Annotated in this window: 15 protein-coding genes and 4 pseudogenes; 12 read left to right on the forward strand and 7 right to left on the reverse strand. The window is 53.7% G+C overall.

Annotated elements, in window-relative coordinates:
- Positions 1-46 precede the first annotated feature (46 nt).
- Positions 47-385 carry a hypothetical protein gene (locus ACMXYH_RS21545; RefSeq protein ID WP_415764867.1) on the forward strand — a complete coding sequence of 113 codons (339 nt, stop codon included), beginning with the start codon at positions 47-49 and terminating at the stop codon, positions 383-385.
- A 32-nt stretch (positions 386-417) separates the two neighbouring features.
- Here ACMXYH_RS21545 and ACMXYH_RS21550 read toward each other — a convergent pair.
- The 6 genes and pseudogenes from ACMXYH_RS21550 to ACMXYH_RS21575 form a co-directional block, all read right to left on the reverse strand.
- Positions 418-1824, reverse strand: a pseudogene (locus ACMXYH_RS21550) (DUF1254 domain-containing protein).
- A gap of 143 nt (positions 1825-1967) precedes the next feature.
- The gene (locus ACMXYH_RS21555) at positions 1968-3539 is read right to left on the reverse strand and encodes a sensor domain-containing diguanylate cyclase (RefSeq protein WP_415764868.1); all 1572 of its coding nucleotides are present in this window, start codon (positions 3537-3539) and stop codon (positions 1968-1970) included.
- A 111-nt stretch (positions 3540-3650) separates the two neighbouring features.
- A pseudogene (locus ACMXYH_RS21560) lies at positions 3651-4005 on the reverse strand (class II aldolase/adducin family protein); the annotation flags it as partial.
- Between the two features lie 53 nt (positions 4006-4058).
- Positions 4059-4454 carry a hypothetical protein gene (locus tag ACMXYH_RS21565; RefSeq protein ID WP_415764869.1) on the reverse strand — a complete coding sequence of 132 codons (396 nt, stop codon included), beginning with the start codon at positions 4452-4454 and terminating at the stop codon, positions 4059-4061.
- A 166-nt stretch (positions 4455-4620) separates the two neighbouring features.
- Positions 4621-5412, reverse strand: coding sequence for a lipopolysaccharide biosynthesis protein (locus ACMXYH_RS21570; RefSeq protein WP_256657575.1), 792 nt, complete (start codon positions 5410-5412; stop codon positions 4621-4623).
- 200 nt (positions 5413-5612) lie between these two features.
- Positions 5613-7364, reverse strand: coding sequence for a L,D-transpeptidase family protein (locus ACMXYH_RS21575; protein WP_129442965.1), 1752 nt, complete (start codon positions 7362-7364; stop codon positions 5613-5615).
- 81 nt (positions 7365-7445) lie between these two features.
- Between ACMXYH_RS21575 and ACMXYH_RS21580 the strand changes: the two genes are divergently transcribed.
- The 5 genes and pseudogenes from ACMXYH_RS21580 to ACMXYH_RS21600 all read left to right on the forward strand — a co-directional run bounded on the left by ACMXYH_RS21580 (position 7446) and on the right by ACMXYH_RS21600 (position 9916).
- Positions 7446-8150, forward strand: a complete 705-nt coding sequence (locus tag ACMXYH_RS21580) for a murein L,D-transpeptidase catalytic domain family protein (protein WP_415764870.1) — start codon at positions 7446-7448, stop codon at positions 8148-8150.
- Between the two features lie 110 nt (positions 8151-8260).
- Positions 8261-8347 (forward strand): annotated as a pseudogene (locus tag ACMXYH_RS21585) (twin-arginine translocation signal domain-containing protein); the annotation flags it as partial.
- 55 nt (positions 8348-8402) lie between these two features.
- Positions 8403-8765 carry a DUF7079 family protein gene (locus ACMXYH_RS21590; RefSeq protein WP_129442961.1) on the forward strand — a complete coding sequence of 121 codons (363 nt, stop codon included), beginning with the start codon at positions 8403-8405 and terminating at the stop codon, positions 8763-8765.
- 37 nt (positions 8766-8802) lie between these two features.
- On the forward strand, positions 8803-9090 hold the full coding sequence (locus ACMXYH_RS21595; protein WP_134421726.1) for a hypothetical protein: 288 nt from the start codon (positions 8803-8805) through the stop codon (positions 9088-9090).
- Between the two features lie 40 nt (positions 9091-9130).
- Complete coding sequence (locus ACMXYH_RS21600) at positions 9131-9916, forward strand: transporter substrate-binding domain-containing protein (protein ID WP_415764871.1); 786 nt, start codon at positions 9131-9133, stop codon at positions 9914-9916.
- 118 nt (positions 9917-10034) lie between these two features.
- Here ACMXYH_RS21600 and ACMXYH_RS21605 read toward each other — a convergent pair whose 3' ends face one another.
- Positions 10035-10253, reverse strand: a complete 219-nt coding sequence (locus tag ACMXYH_RS21605; protein ID WP_033061890.1) for a hypothetical protein — start codon at positions 10251-10253, stop codon at positions 10035-10037.
- A gap of 318 nt (positions 10254-10571) precedes the next feature.
- Between ACMXYH_RS21605 and ACMXYH_RS21610 the strand changes: the two genes are divergently transcribed.
- The 6 genes and pseudogenes from ACMXYH_RS21610 (at position 10572) to ACMXYH_RS21635 (ending at position 16629) form a co-directional block, all read left to right on the forward strand.
- A complete protein-coding gene (locus tag ACMXYH_RS21610) occupies positions 10572-10841 on the forward strand; it encodes a short-chain dehydrogenase (RefSeq protein WP_415764872.1) in 270 nt (89 codons plus the stop codon).
- 524 nt (positions 10842-11365) lie between these two features.
- Positions 11366-11576 (forward strand): annotated as a pseudogene (locus ACMXYH_RS21615) (hypothetical protein).
- Between the two features lie 312 nt (positions 11577-11888).
- Complete coding sequence (locus ACMXYH_RS21620) at positions 11889-12785, forward strand: phosphoribosyltransferase-like protein (RefSeq protein WP_415764873.1); 897 nt, start codon at positions 11889-11891, stop codon at positions 12783-12785.
- The gene (locus ACMXYH_RS21625) at positions 12772-14643 is read left to right on the forward strand and encodes an ORC-CDC6 family AAA ATPase (RefSeq protein ID WP_415764874.1); all 1872 of its coding nucleotides are present in this window, start codon (positions 12772-12774) and stop codon (positions 14641-14643) included. Before ACMXYH_RS21620 ends, ACMXYH_RS21625 begins: the two co-directional genes overlap by 14 nt.
- The gene (locus ACMXYH_RS21630; protein WP_415764875.1) at positions 14640-15578 is read left to right on the forward strand and encodes a hypothetical protein; all 939 of its coding nucleotides are present in this window, start codon (positions 14640-14642) and stop codon (positions 15576-15578) included. Before ACMXYH_RS21625 ends, ACMXYH_RS21630 begins: the two co-directional genes overlap by 4 nt.
- Entirely contained in the window at positions 15568-16629 is a 1062-nt protein-coding gene (locus ACMXYH_RS21635) for a hypothetical protein (protein ID WP_415764876.1), read from the forward strand. The genes ACMXYH_RS21630 and ACMXYH_RS21635 overlap by 11 nt, the downstream gene beginning before the upstream one ends.
- The last annotated feature ends 38 nt before the right edge of the window (positions 16630-16667 follow it).

Consider the following 16667-nt stretch of genomic DNA (forward strand, 5'->3'; position numbering starts at 1 on the left):
CCCTTCACACCAACATCAGGTAACGACTCATCTTTGGAGACGCACCATGATGAGCATCAAAATGACTTCGCTGTTGCTGGCTGGAGTGCTGTCCGCCATGTCCGTCGGCATTTTTTCAGCTTCAGGCGATGGCGCTGATGCGACCGGTACCCAATCGGGTTCAATCGGCGGCTCGACAATGGCGTCCAACAATAACCCTGGCCAACCCTCGAGCGACCAAAACGCTAACGGCGGGAATAGCGGATCGGGCTCGTCGGGTGACGGAAATGGTGGCAATGCCGGGAACAGCGGCTCTGGCGCGGGGGGTGGCACGGGCGCGGCGGGCGGTGGAACGGGCGGTGCCGGCGGCGGGACGGGCAGTTGGACGCGTAAAAGCAGCCGATGATCGTCGGCTGCTTTTTGGCCTGAAACGCGGGACTAGGCTGGCTTGACCGGTGGCGGGTTCCACTTGCCGTTCAAAACCTCGGGCTTGGGCCCATACAAACGCATGGTCAGATTGAACCCGCCCTTCGGTGCCGACAGCCAATTGGCTTCAAGGTCCTTGCCGGGGTTTTCGTGCTGGAAGTAGATGTCCAGCGAACCGTCGGCGTTAGTCTTGAACGGCATCCAGCTACTGAGTGCAAAGCGGTTGAGCGCATTGCCGACCTGGAAACCCTCGGGGTCGTACAAGGTGATCGACCAGAAAGCGTTTACCGGCGGCGTTTCACCCTTGTCGAAATGCAGCACGTACTTGTTCGTTCCATCGAGTGGCTTGCCTTCGACATCGCCGATGTTCAGCGGATAAATCGCATCCTCGGGCAAGTTGGCGCCGAGCCTGAGTTGCGTGACGATCGCGCGCTTGAGCTAGTAGTTGCCGTAGACGCCCATGGTGTCGGTGTTCATCGACCAGCCGTTGACCACACGAGCGAGGGTTGGAACCTTCCACGTCATCAGCGTCTGCGCGTCCTCGGGCACGGTCTGAAGTGCTTCTTTGATTTCAGGTTCCAACGCATCCATGTCGAAGGATTTTCCGGGTTCGATACCGATACGCTTCATCTGCCCCAGGATCGGTTGATCGGTGATGTGCGCTGGGTGCACTTTGAGCAGTTCGGCGGCGTAGGCGAAGTAGTTGGCTGCCGACATTGTGTCGACCTGGATCTTCGGCGGGGTCTTCATATCCACGGCCGGGTCGACGTTCACGCTGACCGGCTCAGGGCTTTTGCCCAGCCGGGACAGCGGTGTCACGGTGTAGCCGGCCTGAATCTTGTGCACCACCGCGTAGTCCGCAGCGCCGTCGGTCTTGGTGCGGCCAATGACCCAGACAAAGGGCGTAGGCGCCGGCAGATGGTTCAGTCCGGCAGGCACCGTCCCGGTCCAGCCCGGCGGTGTCACCAGAAACTGCCCCGCTTGGGTGCCCGTGGTGCGCCAGCCCGGTGAGGCGAATACATCGGTCCACATGTCGAGCATCGGCAGCAAGTAGAAACGCCCGGCCGTATCGGGCGCTGCAATCACCAGCGGTTCTTCGGTCAAATCCAGCCAGGCAATGGAATACAAGGTGTCGAAGTTCGAGCGCACCACCCCTTTGAAATCGGCAGGTGGATACTGCGGCACGCTGACAAAGGTATTCATCGGACCTTTACCGAATTCCTTGCCCGGTTCGATGTTGGTGAATTGCTTGCGGGTGATGTCCATGGTCAACAGCGGGTAAAAATAAAGGTAGGCATCCACGCCGATGGCGTGTGCTTCTTCGGCTGTGACTTTCGATTGAGCGTGGCTCGTGAGCGGAAAGATGGCGCAGGCTGCAACGGTTAGAGCAACGGCTGTCAATGCTTGAGTAATCAACATTCTGACGATCATCCGTGCGGTGGGGAGACCTGCCGGGATCGGCAGCGTTACCGCAACTCTAGACGATCAATTGAAGGGGATCTGACAGGCAGACAGCCGGCTGGCCGGGGTGTTGCGCGGGTGAAACAACATCGAGAGACACCTCAACGATCCGAACGCAGCAGTGCCTCGACACCGCCCTCCATCGACAGCACCGCCGAGCGGTTTCGCCCCGAATGCTTGGCTTGATACAACGCCGCGTCCGCACGCTCGATGAACACTTCCATGCTGTCCCGCCCCGTCGGTACAAACGAATAACAGCCTAGACTGACCGTCACGATGCCCGTGGGTGAACCGCTGTGGATGATGTTCTTGTCCATGACGCTGCGGCGGATCTGTTCGGCAATCACCATCGCGCCGTGAATGTCGGTGTCGGGCAGCAATACCGCAAATTCCTCACCGCCGTACCGCACGGCCAAATCGGCTTTTCGATGGCAGCACCCCTTCACCGCCCGCGCCACTTCAGCCAGGCAATGGTCCCCTGCCACGTGGCCGTAAGCGTCGTTGTAGCGTTTGAAGTAATCGATATCGAGCATGATCAGGCTCAGCGAACTCGACTGCCGGGCACCTCGGCCGAACTCGATGTCCAGCGCTCCCTCGAACAGCCGGCGATTGGCCAGGCCGGTCAGGCTGTCGTGGGTCGCGATCAGCTTCAGCGCTTCCTTTGCCTTGCGCAAATCCGCCTCGACCTGTTCGCCGACACGCACCTGATAAAGGAACACCCAACCAAACAACCCCACGCCTAGCACCACCAGGGCAACGATGACCGTGGAGCGAAACGCCGTGTCGTTCCAATCCTTGAGAATCGAATCCCTGGACGAGGCGGCAGACACGACCAGCGGATAAGTGTCGAGCTGACGGTAGCCATACAACCGCACAACACCATCGACCAGCGAGCTGAACATCGCGTTACCGGAAGGCGCGTTGGGCAGAAATTTCTCGAAGATCTCGCTCTTGGCCAGGGACGTACCAATCTGCGACTCCACAAACGGCCGTCGCGCCAGCAACGTTCCGTCGGTCAGCCCCAAAAACATCGAACCGTTGTCATCAATGCTGAAGCTTTTGAAGAACTGATCGAAGTACGCCATCTTGATACCGGCCAACAAGACGCCCTGGAAGTTGCCATTCTTGTCGTTCACCCGTTTGGATATCGGGATGATCCACTCGCCATTTTTTCGACTGCGAATCGCCGGCCCGATGTGCGCCTGGGAGGAGACGTTCTGCTGATGAAACTTGAAGTACTCGCGATCCGCCACACCCGGGCCGCGTGGCAGGTCTTCGAAGGAGCTAACGATCCACTGCCCCTTTTGGTCGAACAGAAATATCCCGTGCAATTGATTCAGCGCCTGCACCCGCCGGGCGAACGTTTTCTGCAAGCGTGCCTTTTGGGGCGCGCCGAAACCGTCAGCCTGAATCCAGTCCGCCAGACTGGTCAGTACCAGATCGGCTTGCATGAAGGTGTCTTCGGCCTGCTGCGCCATGGCCCGCGTCAGGTTTGATGACGCCACTTGCGCCAATGCCAAGTCATGCCGGCGCGACTGCTCCAGTTGCAGGTAAAGCAAACCGCACAGGCTCAGGCACACGACCGCAATAAACAGCACCGCTGCTTTGCGCAGAGGTAGCCGTTTCAACGTGACGCCGGTGGCGTTGTGCAGATCGTGAAGAGGGATAGGCAAAAGCGCGTCCTGTAAGGGTAAGGCATGGGCAACACCCCAAAACCCTTATTTTTTGTGAGCTTAGTCTACGGGGGGGGATGGGGCAAATGTCCTTTGGCGAGTCGCCGCATCGGCGACGATCACCCCGTGGTTCTTCAAAAACAGAATGTCGGCATCGCCCATGACGCTGGCAATCCGGTCGCCTTCAGACTCGTCGAGCGCCAGACCGTTGTAGTCTTCGTCCACCACGACGTTGCCCTGAAAATCGCACCAGCAGGTTGTCAGCGGTGACTTCTTCGAACGCGTAGCCGTAGGAGTTCACGAAAAACAGGTCATCCCGACCCGGCACCATGGCGGAAAAGTGGTTGCAGATGCCCTCTTCCAAACCGTGCAGCGCCGCCAATTGAAAGCACGCCGCCAATTCCGTGCGAGCGGTGATGGCGGCCTCCGAATCGGGAGTTTTTGCGCGAGGAACTGGGCCAGGCATGATCACAAAGAATGGGCGTACCACGAACGCCCATTCCTTCACGAGAATCACCATCAAGGCGTGAGCTTCAGATGTGCGTTGACTCTCCCGTTCTTTGGGTCGACGAACCAATACTCATTATTGGCGACCTTCACTTGGCTGCATTCGGTTGGGTACTTGTTAGGTATGACGCAAACAACACCGTCTTTGAGAGTCCACCGTTCTTTCTCCGGCGCGTCAGGCGCCATCTCGAACACATCGATACCATCGGCTAAAAACCTGATCGAGTAGGGGTGACCGCCCTGCCGGGTGGTTCCATAAAACTTCTTACCCACTAACGTGCTATGAATTTGCCCATCGTCTAGCGTCATCGCAGATGCCGGAACCGGTGGAGGCTCATAACTATTGCTGGTTGCGCAGCCTGCCAGACAGACCATCAGGATCGACGCGCCGAACTTTAATAAAGTCATGCCACACCTTCCTTGTAAGTACCGGAAGAATGTCCGGATAAATCAAAGCTTAGGCGACGCTTATTTGCAGATCCGACGCAATTGCCGAACGGTTGACGGTCGATAAATCACACACACACAAATGGGCGCCCCGAGGGCGCCCATTTCAATAAAGCCCGACCAACCCTTAGATCATCTTGTCGATCTCATCCAGCGTCACTCGGGGAATAAGTTCACCCGGAATCCTTGAGGAACTGGACAAGTTGTAGACCTGAAAATCATCATCCACGACGTACTTCGACAAGATCTCGAACGACGGCAGGATTCTCGTATAAAAATGCTGATCGAGCAGGCATGGCGAGGCGAACGTGCCTGCCTCTTCGTAAAAACGGCTCACAGACTGATTCAAGTCGACGCCTACCAAAAACACCTTGGTAAAGCCCACGTGATAGGCAATCTGCAACGCCAGATAAGCCACCGTACGGGCATCAAAAAAACCGCGTTTAAGGTTCTTGCTGAAACCAAGGGTTCTATTGCGGCCGTTTCCGAGCTTGCGACTTCTGACCAGTTCTTTATCGGCCCTGAAAACCAGGTCCGTCCAGGAGAGCTTGGGTGCTCGGCCGAGTAAATACAGTTCGCCCTCAGGCGCTACCGTCGTATGCCAGATGTGCTCTTGCCACAGTGCAACCCGCTGACTGATGCGCATCGCCTCTGAAAACAGTTCGGGTTGCTGTCGGGAAAAGCCTTGATCTGTACAGGCATAAAAGAATGGCTTGGTACCTGTCCCGGAGAACATGGAGATGGCGCCATTCATCGTAATCATCGGAATGTCGGCAAACTTTTCCAGCGGAAAATCTTTAGCGGACGCCCCCGAGGCAATGATAAACACAGCTCCTTTTTGAATGTTGCGGCACTCATCGAGGTCATGCACATCAAGCATACCTGTGAGGAGTGACGGTTTTCTTTGCGCAACATCCATCTTCAATTCCCTATCCCTTTACATCGATGATCGGTGACTATTTTGCATTGTGATAGTTATCAACGGGTGAGCCAACCTTTTGGCTTCGCCAACGCCGGAATCTGCGACAGAGCGCAAAGGTTGACGCAGAGCGCTTGCATCGTTGGCGCATCGATGACCTGCCCTTTCCATACGGGTGACAAGTCCCAATTCCTTCATGGCTACTGCTGGTTTTGCCCCGTCGCGACAGCGGAAGTTCCTGCTCGTCGCACATCCAGAACGGGCAGTTCCGAAGGCAGATTCAACCCCCGCAGTACCGCGGAATCGTACCCGTACACATCGGGTTTAAACATCACTCGACCATCGTTACTCAGGTCCACCGTCCAGTAAGCCAACAGCACCGGCACCTTGATGGGCAGTCTGATGTTTTCGGTCTTGCCGTTAGCCAGCTGAGCCTGTATTCCGGCACTGTTCCAACGAACAGGGTCGTTGAACAGCAGCTCAACCAACTGCAGCGGGTTCTCCACTCGTATGCAGCCTGAACTGGTGGCACGGCGTGATTGCGCAAACAACTCGCGATGCGGCGTGTCGTGGAGATAAATCGAATAGTCATTGGGAAACCGAATGACCACCTGCCCCAGCGAATTATCCGGCCCGGCATCCTGTCGCAGCGTGATACCACGCGGGTTATCCCAGTCGACGGTCGACGGATCGAGCACATTGCCCTCTCGATCAAGGGCTCTTATACGGTTAGCGGCAAGGTAGCCGGGATCTCGTTGAATCTTCGGCAGCATGTCTTGGACGAGGATCGTCGGTGGCACGGTCCAGGTGGGGTTGAACGTTACATAAGTAATCTCGGCTTGAAACACTGGCGTACTGCGAAACGGCTTGCCGACTTGAACCCGGGAACGCCATATCGCCTTACCGTCGCGATAAAGCGCCACTTTGTAACCCGCAATATCAACGATGACAAAAGTGCCCTGAAGTTTGTACAGCAACCAACGCGCGCGCTCCATGTTCACCCGAACCTGGTCTATCCGTGCCTCTACGGGCACATTCAACGCAGCCAGTGTCGCGGCCCCTGCCACGCCATCCGCCCCGAGGTATTGCTCGGTCTGATACTTTTTCACCGCCGCGGCGACGCTGTCGTCGTAATCAGTGCGTTGCTTCTTTGATGGGGCCAGATAGCCACCCACCACCAAACGTGCTCGCAACTGCGCGACCGCGGCGTCATCCATGCCAGGCTTGAGCGATTGGCCTTCGGCAATCTTCGGCCAGCCACCCGCACCCCGAACCTTGCGCAGTTGCGCCAGGCCCACGCGCAGGCTGCGGTAAACCGCCTCCTGTGGTGGCGCTTCGGCGAAAGCGCGCGCCACGTCATGAGCATCGAGCGCGGCGAACAAGTTATTCATGTCTCCACGAGGATCGGCGCCGACAGGGTCGAAATTCCAATGGATGTCCAGACGCGAAGGGTCAACCTTGCCGCGCCGCAATTGTAGCAGCGCCGTGATAAAGGTCCGGGTGGCCGCGATATCGAACGCCGCTCGTTGCGCCACCGTCGGCTCTGCTGCCTGCATCGACGCTCGGGCCTTCGCCAACTCATCGATATGAAAGTCCGCAGGGTCCAACCCATCGGCCTGGGTCTCGCTCAGGCTTTTCAATAACTGAATGACATCGCTGTCGTTCGCCCAGGCCGAGCGATAACTCCGATGCATGTAAAAATCCATGACCACGCGACTCGGGTCCACCCGTTGATGGCCACGGGAAGTGAGCAAGGGTGGAAACGCTGAACTCAATGGCTCAAGTGCCGCCTGAATCGTTTGAGCGACGTAATCGTCAGGTGCTGCGCCAGTTCTGCTGATGACGGCAGATACCGCCTCAATCGGCGAAGTTTCTGCAATCGCTGCGCCGCTGATCAGAAAGCCCATAAAAAAGATGCGGCTTATGACGAATAACCTTGTTAACTGCCCCATGGATAATCCTTAATCGCCCCGTATTCAACGGCTAGCATCCTGCACACTGCTAGACTCGAAACATTAATGTGAGACTTACATATGGCGCCAGACCGCTTTGGTTTCCTATTCACGGCCTTGCTGCTGACGTTAGTTTCGGTACCGGCAGCCTACGCCGATTCGCTTGAAGCCGCGCTGCTCAAAGCAGCACCAGGCGCCAACGCCAAAGTCATCGGGCTGGCCGTACGCGCTACCCAATGCAGCTCGGCCCAAGGTAAAGCACCTGTCCAAAGACTTGCTGTCATCGACTATTCACTGCCTTCGACCGAACAACGGTTGTGGGTGTTCGATCTGAAGAAACGTAAATTACTGTTCCACGAACTGGTTGCCCATGGTCGCAACAGCGGCGAGAACATGGCGGTCAAGTTCTCCAACCAGAATGAAAGCTTTGCCACCAGCCTAGGTTTGTACCGCACCCAGTCGAGCTATGTCGGCCAGAACGGTTATTCCTTGCGCATGGAAGGTCTGGAGCCGGGTTTCAATGACAACGCATTTGAGCGGGCGATCGTTATTCACGGGGCGCCTTATGTCAGTCCGGTTCTTGCCCGAGCGAATGGCCGGATTGGTAGAAGCCTGGGTTGTCCGGCTGTGCGGCCGGCGATTGCGCATAAGTTGATTGATTCGATGAAAGATGGGCAGTTGTTGTTTTCTTACTATCCGGATCAACGCTGGTTGAAGTCGTCTTCGTATATCAATTGCGGTGGCGGCACTGTAGCCGCAGCATTAACGCCCGATACACGCCAATAAATACGGCATGAAACTGTCAAAACTGTAATCCCCGCCTCAACCTGCTGAAAGGCACCGCCCGTTAGCCTCGTCGTCAAGCTCTCTCCACGCTGACGGACCGGGAAAACGGCATGCACTCCAACACATCAAGACGCACCTTCGTGAAGGGGCTGGCCGCGGGCGGGCTCCTGGGCGGCTTCGGGTTATGGCGCACGCCTGTAATCGGTCGCTCTGTGGTAAAACCACCCCAACGACCCCCCTGAAGGAACAGGCATGTCCATCACCGCCACTCTGACCCCGGAACAGAAAGCGAGCATCCGGATAGCACTGGCTGAGGCGTTCGTAGACAACCCCGTCGACTACGCTTACATCGCCGAGCAAATTCGGCCATACGACTTAAAAGCCGCAAAAGACATCCTTTACACAGAAGTCGCACCGGTCTGTTTCTGGAACCTGGAAGCGACCGTTCCACCCATCTGGACGGGTTTCAAGGATGACTGGCTACTGAGTGAAATCGAAAACACATTGAGCGCACGAGCGTCGAGTCCGGTTCGTCGCACCTTCGCAAAAGTGAAAATCGCTTGGCTGCGCTACAGCTACGGATACGTCTGGAAGGAAATTCGGGAGTATTTATGAGCGTCGGTGTTATCCATTCCCCCGCTGAGTTTCAAGGATGAAAAAACTGATCGCTGTTACCGCGCTGATCTTATTGGGCGTGCTGAATCTTGGTTACTACAACGCCGTTGAAGACGGCGACGTCGAAACAATCCCCTTCATCAAGAAACACCCAACCCTGCAAATCGAGTTCTACAACATCCACGCCAATGACGGCGACACTCGAAAAGTGGAACGCCTGACGCAAGAGCAACGCGCGTGGATTATCGACTACTGCAAATACCGATTGGGAATCGAGACCGATTTGAAAACCCAGGATGATGTTGAGCGGTGCAGCAGAAAGTAAGTACTCTCAGCCCCCACTCCATCATGGAAGCCGGATAACAATGAACAACCTAAAAAGCACAATGATGCTCGGTGGTCTGCTCGCTCTATCGTTTGCCGCTCAGGCAGAACAATCGCATTTGGACAGCGTCATCCAACAAGGCCAACTGCGCGTGTGCACAACAGGCGACTACAAACCCTACACCGTCAAAGCCGAAGACGGCGAATACTCGGGCATCGACATCGCCATGGCCCGCTCGCTGGCCGACAGCCTCGGCATCAAGGTCGAGTGGGTGCAGACCACCTGGAAAACCCTGATGCCCGACATGCTCGCGGGCAAATGCGACATCGGCGTCGGCGGCATCTCGGTCACGCTGGAACGCCAGAAAAAAGCTTTCTTCAGCACCACGCTGGACGTCGACGGCAAAATCCCGCTGGTGCGCTGCGAAGATCAGGCGCTGTACCAGACCGTCGAGCAAATCAACCAGCCTTCGGTTCGTTTGGTCGAACCGGCCGGCGGCACCAACGAGGCCTTTGTTCACGCCTTTCTACCCAAGGCGCAATTACGCCTTCACGACAACGTGACCATCTTCCAGGAACTGCTGGACAAGAAGGCTGACGTGATGATCACCGATGCTTCGGAAGCGCTGTATCAGCAGAAACTCAAACCCGGTCTGTGCGCGGTGAACCCGAAGCAATTCATGCAGTATGGCGAGAAGGCTTACTTGCTGCCACGTGATGACATGACTTGGAAGTTGTACGTCGATCAGTGGCTGCACCTGGCCAAAGTCACAGGCAACTACCAAAAAGTATTGGGCCAGTGGATAGCGACACCCGAGCCCAAATAGCACCCACACACAATCCCTGTAGCAGCTGGCGAAGCCTGCGTCCGACTGCGCAGCAGTCGCCAACCCAAAGCACACGGCACATCAGGCAAAACGCAAAACGGCGGAAACACTTCCGCCGTTAATCGTCGTGCAACAACCCCGAACTGTACTCGCCGAAGCTGTTGCCGAGCGCACTGCCATGGAAATTCATCTTATTGGGGTTGTTGGTAGGCCCCGGACCAAAACCGGCAGACGGCAGGGTGGCTTCCGAATATTCGCTATGGGTGCTTGCACCCGAACAGGCGCTCAACAGCAATGCACCGGCGATCAGAGCGACTTTGAAGAGGTTCGAGATCATTTTTCAGTTTCCTGTGGGCTGGAAGCGCGGTGACCTTAGGTAGTCATCCTACGCCGCAAGCCCGCCGGGAATTATGAAACTTTGCTGGGCGACAGCATTGGTTCAGGTGCTGATTGCTTGAGGCAAAAAAGGGAGTTCCCCAGACAAACTGTCAAAAGAGCAACGACCTACACGACTCTGGGAATTGTCCGGGCTCATGTCCATTGCTGCGCTATTGTCACGAAGCCTATAGTCCATCCAGCGCCAAAACGGCGTGTCGGGTTTGGCGACCCGATGCAATTGGAGTGATAGATCCCTTAAGTTAATGGAGCTTCACTTATGAACGAATACATGGCTTTAACCAGCAACGCCGACGATCTTCCCTCACTATATGTGAATACCACGCAACCGCTGCATTCACTGCTTAGCACCGCACGCTACCGAATTGGTGCGGTAACGCAGATCCTGGAAAACCTCGCGATGCGCGGCGACATCACCACGGACTCGGTAATACTCAGTGACTTCGCATTGCTTTGCTGCATACCTTTGCGTGATGGATGCGATGTGCTGGATGTCGTTGCGCGACGTATGGATGCTGAACCGTCCTGACGTCACAAAGGGGCGCCCACCCGGACGCCCCTCCGCTCATGGGCACCGAGACCAACACAGAACAATCGCAGAAAAGCTCGCCTGAGCCCTGTAACCCCAATCCTGATAAACTCCCCACCTCCCAGCCCCACCCATCTCAGAACCGCCAATGCCCCCAATCACCGCCACACCCGCCCCGCTCTCCCGCCGCTTCTCCGTCGCCCCGATGATGGATTGGACCTACTACTGATAACCCCCTTTATCTACGCAGCCTGCAGCCGACAACGATTTTCCTCGTACCAGTTTTGTACCAGCGTTATCCGATCACTTCTCTAAATTGTTGTCCGTACAAATTAATTATCCGCGTCTCTTTAGCGCATACATACGTATCTGCCATTTGATACCAGTGATCCGCACATGCGCTGACCATTTGTAATCTGACAGCTGTCATTCCCGCCTGTAGCAAATTTTAAGCGACTTCGTTGTGGTGCCTGTTACGGGCACTGTCGCTGCTATGCTTGGGTTTTCTCGAAAGGAGTCGATTCATGTCAGGTGATTATTCGCTGTCGGATGTGCTAGAGAGGATCTACCACAATCAGTTAGCTCTGGAGGCGGCAGTGATGGAGCTGACGCTTCAGGTTGAACAACAGGGTTTAACTGAGGCGGGCGAAAAATTTCCGGGGAGCGCTGCAAACGATTGGCGAAAACGCCGGCCATATCAGACAGGGTCTGGCCCGGCTCAGGGATACAGCTTAGCTAGAAATGCAGCAAGGCGCGCCTGTGCGGTGACCGCGATTCAGGGTCACCCCGGGAACCTCTATGATCTCCAACGCTTTTCATCGAGAGTGCATGCATAATGCCGTCATTGAAAACGGGGGTAGCCTCCCAGAACCCGATGGACGGCCGCGTGGCGTTTTGCTAGCCTCAAATTAGGGCAAATTGAACAGTACCGCCACCACCATCCCCCCAGACCTACAATTATTACTTTCCGCTTCTGGACAGAGATGCAGTCGCCAGAATCGCTAACCATGCATCTCGAACTGCAGCGAGGAGAAATGGAGATCACCTTTGCGTGCGGATACCCAAGTCCAAGAGACCTTAGCCAAATGCGACATTCTCAAGCGTGCCGGACTATGGCCCTCTGAGCCTATTCTGCGGCCTCGTGCTTGGCTGGCCAATTTTGAGGTGCAAGATGCACACGTAGCCGCTTTTCTCTTAGACAAATTTACGTACTACAACCGACCATTAACTGACGCGTTGTTGGTGGCCTCGTATAATTCGATCGGAGATGGCATGCCCAAAGGCCCATCAGCGCCAACAGGCTCTCATCTGATCGCAAGCTTAAACTCCGCAATCCTTACTCCCGTGAAAGGGGAACATCCAAACCCTACCGACTCCGGCTATCTCCTCTGCCGCAAGGCTCGCCAACTACTACACCTCAACGACAGTTTTATTCTGGATACAGAAGCAGCGCTGCAGCACGCCTACAAAGGAAAAACCGTCGTTTTCATCGATGATTTCGTGGGCTCTGGTGACCAATTCTTATCCACGTGGAAAGCAACCGATAAAACGGGAAGATCATTCGAACATGCAAGCATCGTTGCGGGGTTTACCCCACTATACGTAACGTTGGTGACAACTGATTTTGGTTTGGAAAATATCAATATTAAAGCCCCGATGGTCGCGGTCTGTGCCACTCATGTGATTGAACAAAAATCAACATTACAAGGTGTCATCGATTCTACACCAAGCATGAGATCGCCAATTTTAAGGTTGCTATCAAAGTACGCGTCGAGATTGACACCCACTGAACAGTACATAGCTAACAACCAGAACTGGCTAATGTTTGGATATAAAGAGCGAGGACTTATGTTTGGTTTTGAACACTCGATACCTGACGCGACGCTACCAATTTTTTGGTCGCCAGGCAACAATAACTGGGAGCCATTAATTGAGCGAGTCTAATGCGAATGCTGTCTTGCGACAGCTGTTTGGTGATAACAGGGCTGAGTGGCCGTCCGCCAACTTTAAAGACTTGTTTGTGACGCCTACTTACCTCGGGAAGCTGCAAGTCATGCGGCCATGCTTTCTCATCGGCGGTCGCGGAACAGGTAAGACTACTGCACTTCAGTCGTTACGTTACGACTCGATGCTAGAGAGAATGGAGGGCGAAGGCCTATCGTTTGCCGATCAAGACTATCTCGGCATTCTCGTTCGAATGAACAAAAATCGTGTTCGAGCTTTTACAGGAAGCGGTATCGACGAGGAGCGCTGGTCAAAGCTTTTTGCGCACTATTTTAATTTAATAGCTTGCAGCGAGATAGTTACCCTTGCATCGTGGCTAGAACTTCGTATGGGCATAAAGCTTTCTGCAGAGAACTTAAGCTCAGTATCCAACGAGTTAGGTATAGAAGAGTGCGAAACGCTTGACAAGCTAAAAAGCACCATAAAGAAAGCAATTTCCTCGCTTCAGTTGCAAGTCAACAACCCACTTAAAGATATGGGCATCACCCTTTCTATGGCTGAGGCCCCCCTTCGCACTTTTGCTGAAGTGTTAAGAACTCAGGGTCTCCTGGGTGACAGGGTTATATTCTGCTGCATTGATGAATACGAAAACCTGTTAAATTATCAACAGGCAATACTTAATACTTATATCAAACACGCTGAACCACCTCTATCGTATAAAGTTGGCGTTCGAAAAAACGGACTTAGAAATAGGCAAACACTGGATGGCCAAGATGTACTTAGAGTGCCCGATGACTGTCTTGAGATTGAAATCGCCGATGAGGGGTTTGAACTATTCGCAAAGGCTGTTGCAGAGCTAAGATTGAGATTTGCCCAAAGCGTAGGAGCGCCAGTCTCAGGAAATCTCCGTGAGTTTTTGCAAGAGCTATCGCTGACCGAAGAGGCTGTGGTTCTAGGCGCTGATCGTGTTGCTGATGCGATACTTGCCGAGCTGAATGGAATTGAAAACATTGAATTTTTTAAAGAGAAACACAAAGGCGAACTCTACTTCTTAAAATACTGGCAAGAAAGCGAGGGAGGGTCGTTGACCGAACTTGCGCACGACTGGTACAACAATGAAACGGAGTGGAAAACCAGACTTGGAAATCATGGTTATGCGAGCCTTTTTTGGCTATCTAAAGGTCGTAAAGGAGCAAGAATCAGGAAATTCTATTGTGGGGAAAGAACTCTCCTTTCTTTAGCCGCAGGCAACATTAGATATTTTCTTGAATTAATTGATACTGCTATCGACTACCAACTTAATGAGGAAACGCCGAAGCAGCAGCTTCTAACCTTATCTCCAAAATCTCAAACACTTGCAGCTAGAGAAGTTGGGAAGCGACGACTTAATCAACTTGAAGGGCTTGCAGATCACGGAGTGCAATTGAAGCGGATTGTCCTCGCGATCGGCAAAGTTTTTTTTGAACTCGCGCGCGCACCTAGCGGAAAAACTCCTGAAGTCACATCATTTGTGCTATCGGGAAGCCAAGCGGGAGCATCTCGAATTCATGAACTTCTTCAGGAAGGTGTCGGGCACTTAGCTTTTGAATCAGATCCAAGAACTAAATCTACAAGCAATGCTGAGTTACGTGATGATGAATATCGTCTCCATCGAATTTTCAGTGCATTTTTTGAAATATCGCATCGTAAGAAAAGACGAATGACGATTGATGCTTCCACCTTGATTAGCGTCATAGAGGATCGACCTTCTCGGGCAATATCAACGCTTTTGGATGATAGACCACAGACTACAGAGGAAGAGCTACCCGAACAACTGGCCTTGTTTTCTGCTTTTTATGATGGTGGGACTTCAACATGATCACAATGCCGCCCCCATCGCTGAATACTAAACGATTCAAAAATATCACCGTTGCTGATATCAAACCGGAAGAAATCATCATATCGGCTGCAGATTCCGCGGAAAACAGAGGAAGGCTGCCGCTGTGGGAGGATATCTATACCTCCGACCCTAAGCGGGTGATGTGGATCAAGATCGTAGACAAAGAAAGTATTACAGTTATCCACGACGGCACCGAAAATACAGTATCTCTCAGAGACGAAGACGCGATAGCAAAGCTCTTTATTTCAGAGGATGTGCTTATAGATGTAACCGGGTTGACGCACAACATCTGGGCTCCATTGTTGAAATGTGCTTACGAAAAGAAGGTTCGGACCAGAGTTTTGTATGCTGAACCCGAATCATATACCCCCCACCCTAGCCCTGCGTCGTCCGCCGCTTTCGACTTAAGCGTCACGTTTGAAGGATTAGCACCGTTGCCCGGTTTCGTGCAGCTTTCAGGGCCAGATGACGAGGAAAAATGCTTATTCATTGCAATGCTGGGCTTTGAAGGTAATCGACCCGAACATCTTGCGTCCACGCTAGATCCCACACCAAAAGTAATCCCAGTTGTGGGAGCACCAGGCTTTCAGCTTGAATACCCTGCCTTCACGGTCGGCTGCAATCGAATGTTTTTGGACGAGTACCGCGCGCACTCTGAAGTCAGATACGCTCGCGCAAGCTGTCCTTTCGAGGCATTCAACGCTTTGAACAAGATTCGTAGAGATTACCCAGACCACTATATATACTTGGCCCTCGTGGGTACCAAGCCGCACGCAATCGGCTCTATTTTATTTGCCATAAAATACGCCGATACGACGGAGGTAATGTTCGACTACCCAGTAAAGAAAAGTGGACGTACCTCTGGCATTGGGGTCGTGCATATTTACGATTTTGAGGATTTCCATGCCTATTGATATGGATAGGTATTACACGCCGGAAAGGGTTGCTATAAGCGCTCTAGAGCGGGCGAATCTACCTTTTTCCCCCATCACCTGCGCGGACTCGACTTGTGGGTCAGGCAGATTATTAGATGCGGCGAATGCCGTATTCGGGTCTGTCCGATCCATTGGAATAGACCGCGACGAGGACGCGATTTCGCACCTTCGCCTGAGAAGACCCGACTGGTTCTTGTCTGTAGGAGACTTGCTCCATAACGACACGGTTGAAGTGCTGCCGAAACGCAGCTGTGTCGACTTGCTGGTCCTGAACCCACCGTTCAGCCATGGAAACAAGAAAGCGGTGGATATTGTTTTTGCTGGCAAGTCGATGAAGGGAAGCATCGCAATGGCCCATTTACTGAGAAGCTTTGAACTATTCCAACCGAAGTTAGGTGCAATCATCATTGCTCCGGAATCTCTTCTTTATTCGGAAACGGACCAAGTTGCCCGCCAGACGTTAGAATCAGATTATCAATTCCAAAAAATTGCTGATCTGAGTCGATGTACATTCAGTGGTGCAAGCGTACAGGCGTCGGTAGTTCAAATATCTCCAGGTCGTCACTGTCCTTCTCAACAAGAAATCAGACATGGCGATGCCGTTATCCAGGCAACAATCGTACGTGGGAGCCTGTCAGTTCACCTGAACATAAGCAGCGTCCATGGCGCGCCCTTTCTCCACTCCACAGACATCCGCAAAGTAGTATTCACGGGCTCAACGAGAGACTTATCCAACACAACAGTTGTTGCGAAAGGCAGAACGAAAGGATGGGTAATCCTGATCCCACGAGTGGGGTTACCTGACGCTAGCATCGTGAAAGCGCTGAAGCTTGAAACTATGACGCAGCTCTCCGATTGCGTCATTGCACTCTCATTTTCGAACAAAGCGAGTGCTTTAAAAGCAGAGCGCAGGATTCACTCACGGTGGACAGAATTCAGAGGGCTTTACCGAGGAACCGGCGCGCGTTACGTCACTATTTCTAGGCTTTCCTTTTGGCTATCTACTGTCGCTATCGCTACCGTTGCATAAAGCAAGGAAGCAATCGACCAGGCCCAAAGGTGCTATGG

Source organism: Pseudomonas frigoris (assembly GCF_047758635.1).
GTDB lineage: Bacteria > Pseudomonadota > Gammaproteobacteria > Pseudomonadales > Pseudomonadaceae > Aquipseudomonas > Aquipseudomonas frigoris.

Bases quoted from the DNA above. Each gene is read 5' to 3' on its own strand.
- ACMXYH_RS21545 (WP_415764867.1), top strand. From the start codon at position 47: ATGATGAGCATCAAAATGACTTCGCTGTTGCTGGCTGGAGTGCTGTCC.
- ACMXYH_RS21565 (WP_415764869.1), bottom strand. From the start codon at position 4,454: ATGACTTTATTAAAGTTCGGCGCGTCGATCCTGATGGTCTGTCTGGCA.
- ACMXYH_RS21570 (WP_256657575.1), bottom strand. From the start codon at position 5,412: ATGGATGTTGCGCAAAGAAAACCGTCACTCCTCACAGGTATGCTTGAT.
- ACMXYH_RS21575 (WP_129442965.1), bottom strand. From the start codon at position 7,364: ATGGGGCAGTTAACAAGGTTATTCGTCATAAGCCGCATCTTTTTTATG.
- ACMXYH_RS21580 (WP_415764870.1), top strand. From the start codon at position 7,446: ATGGCGCCAGACCGCTTTGGTTTCCTATTCACGGCCTTGCTGCTGACG.
- ACMXYH_RS21590 (WP_129442961.1), top strand. From the start codon at position 8,403: ATGTCCATCACCGCCACTCTGACCCCGGAACAGAAAGCGAGCATCCGG.
- ACMXYH_RS21595 (WP_134421726.1), top strand. From the start codon at position 8,803: ATGAAAAAACTGATCGCTGTTACCGCGCTGATCTTATTGGGCGTGCTG.
- ACMXYH_RS21600 (WP_415764871.1), top strand. From the start codon at position 9,131: ATGAACAACCTAAAAAGCACAATGATGCTCGGTGGTCTGCTCGCTCTA.
- ACMXYH_RS21605 (WP_033061890.1), bottom strand. From the start codon at position 10,253: ATGATCTCGAACCTCTTCAAAGTCGCTCTGATCGCCGGTGCATTGCTG.
- ACMXYH_RS21610 (WP_415764872.1), top strand. From the start codon at position 10,572: ATGAACGAATACATGGCTTTAACCAGCAACGCCGACGATCTTCCCTCA.
- ACMXYH_RS21630 (WP_415764875.1), top strand. From the start codon at position 14,640: ATGATCACAATGCCGCCCCCATCGCTGAATACTAAACGATTCAAAAAT.
- ACMXYH_RS21635 (WP_415764876.1), top strand. From the start codon at position 15,568: ATGCCTATTGATATGGATAGGTATTACACGCCGGAAAGGGTTGCTATA.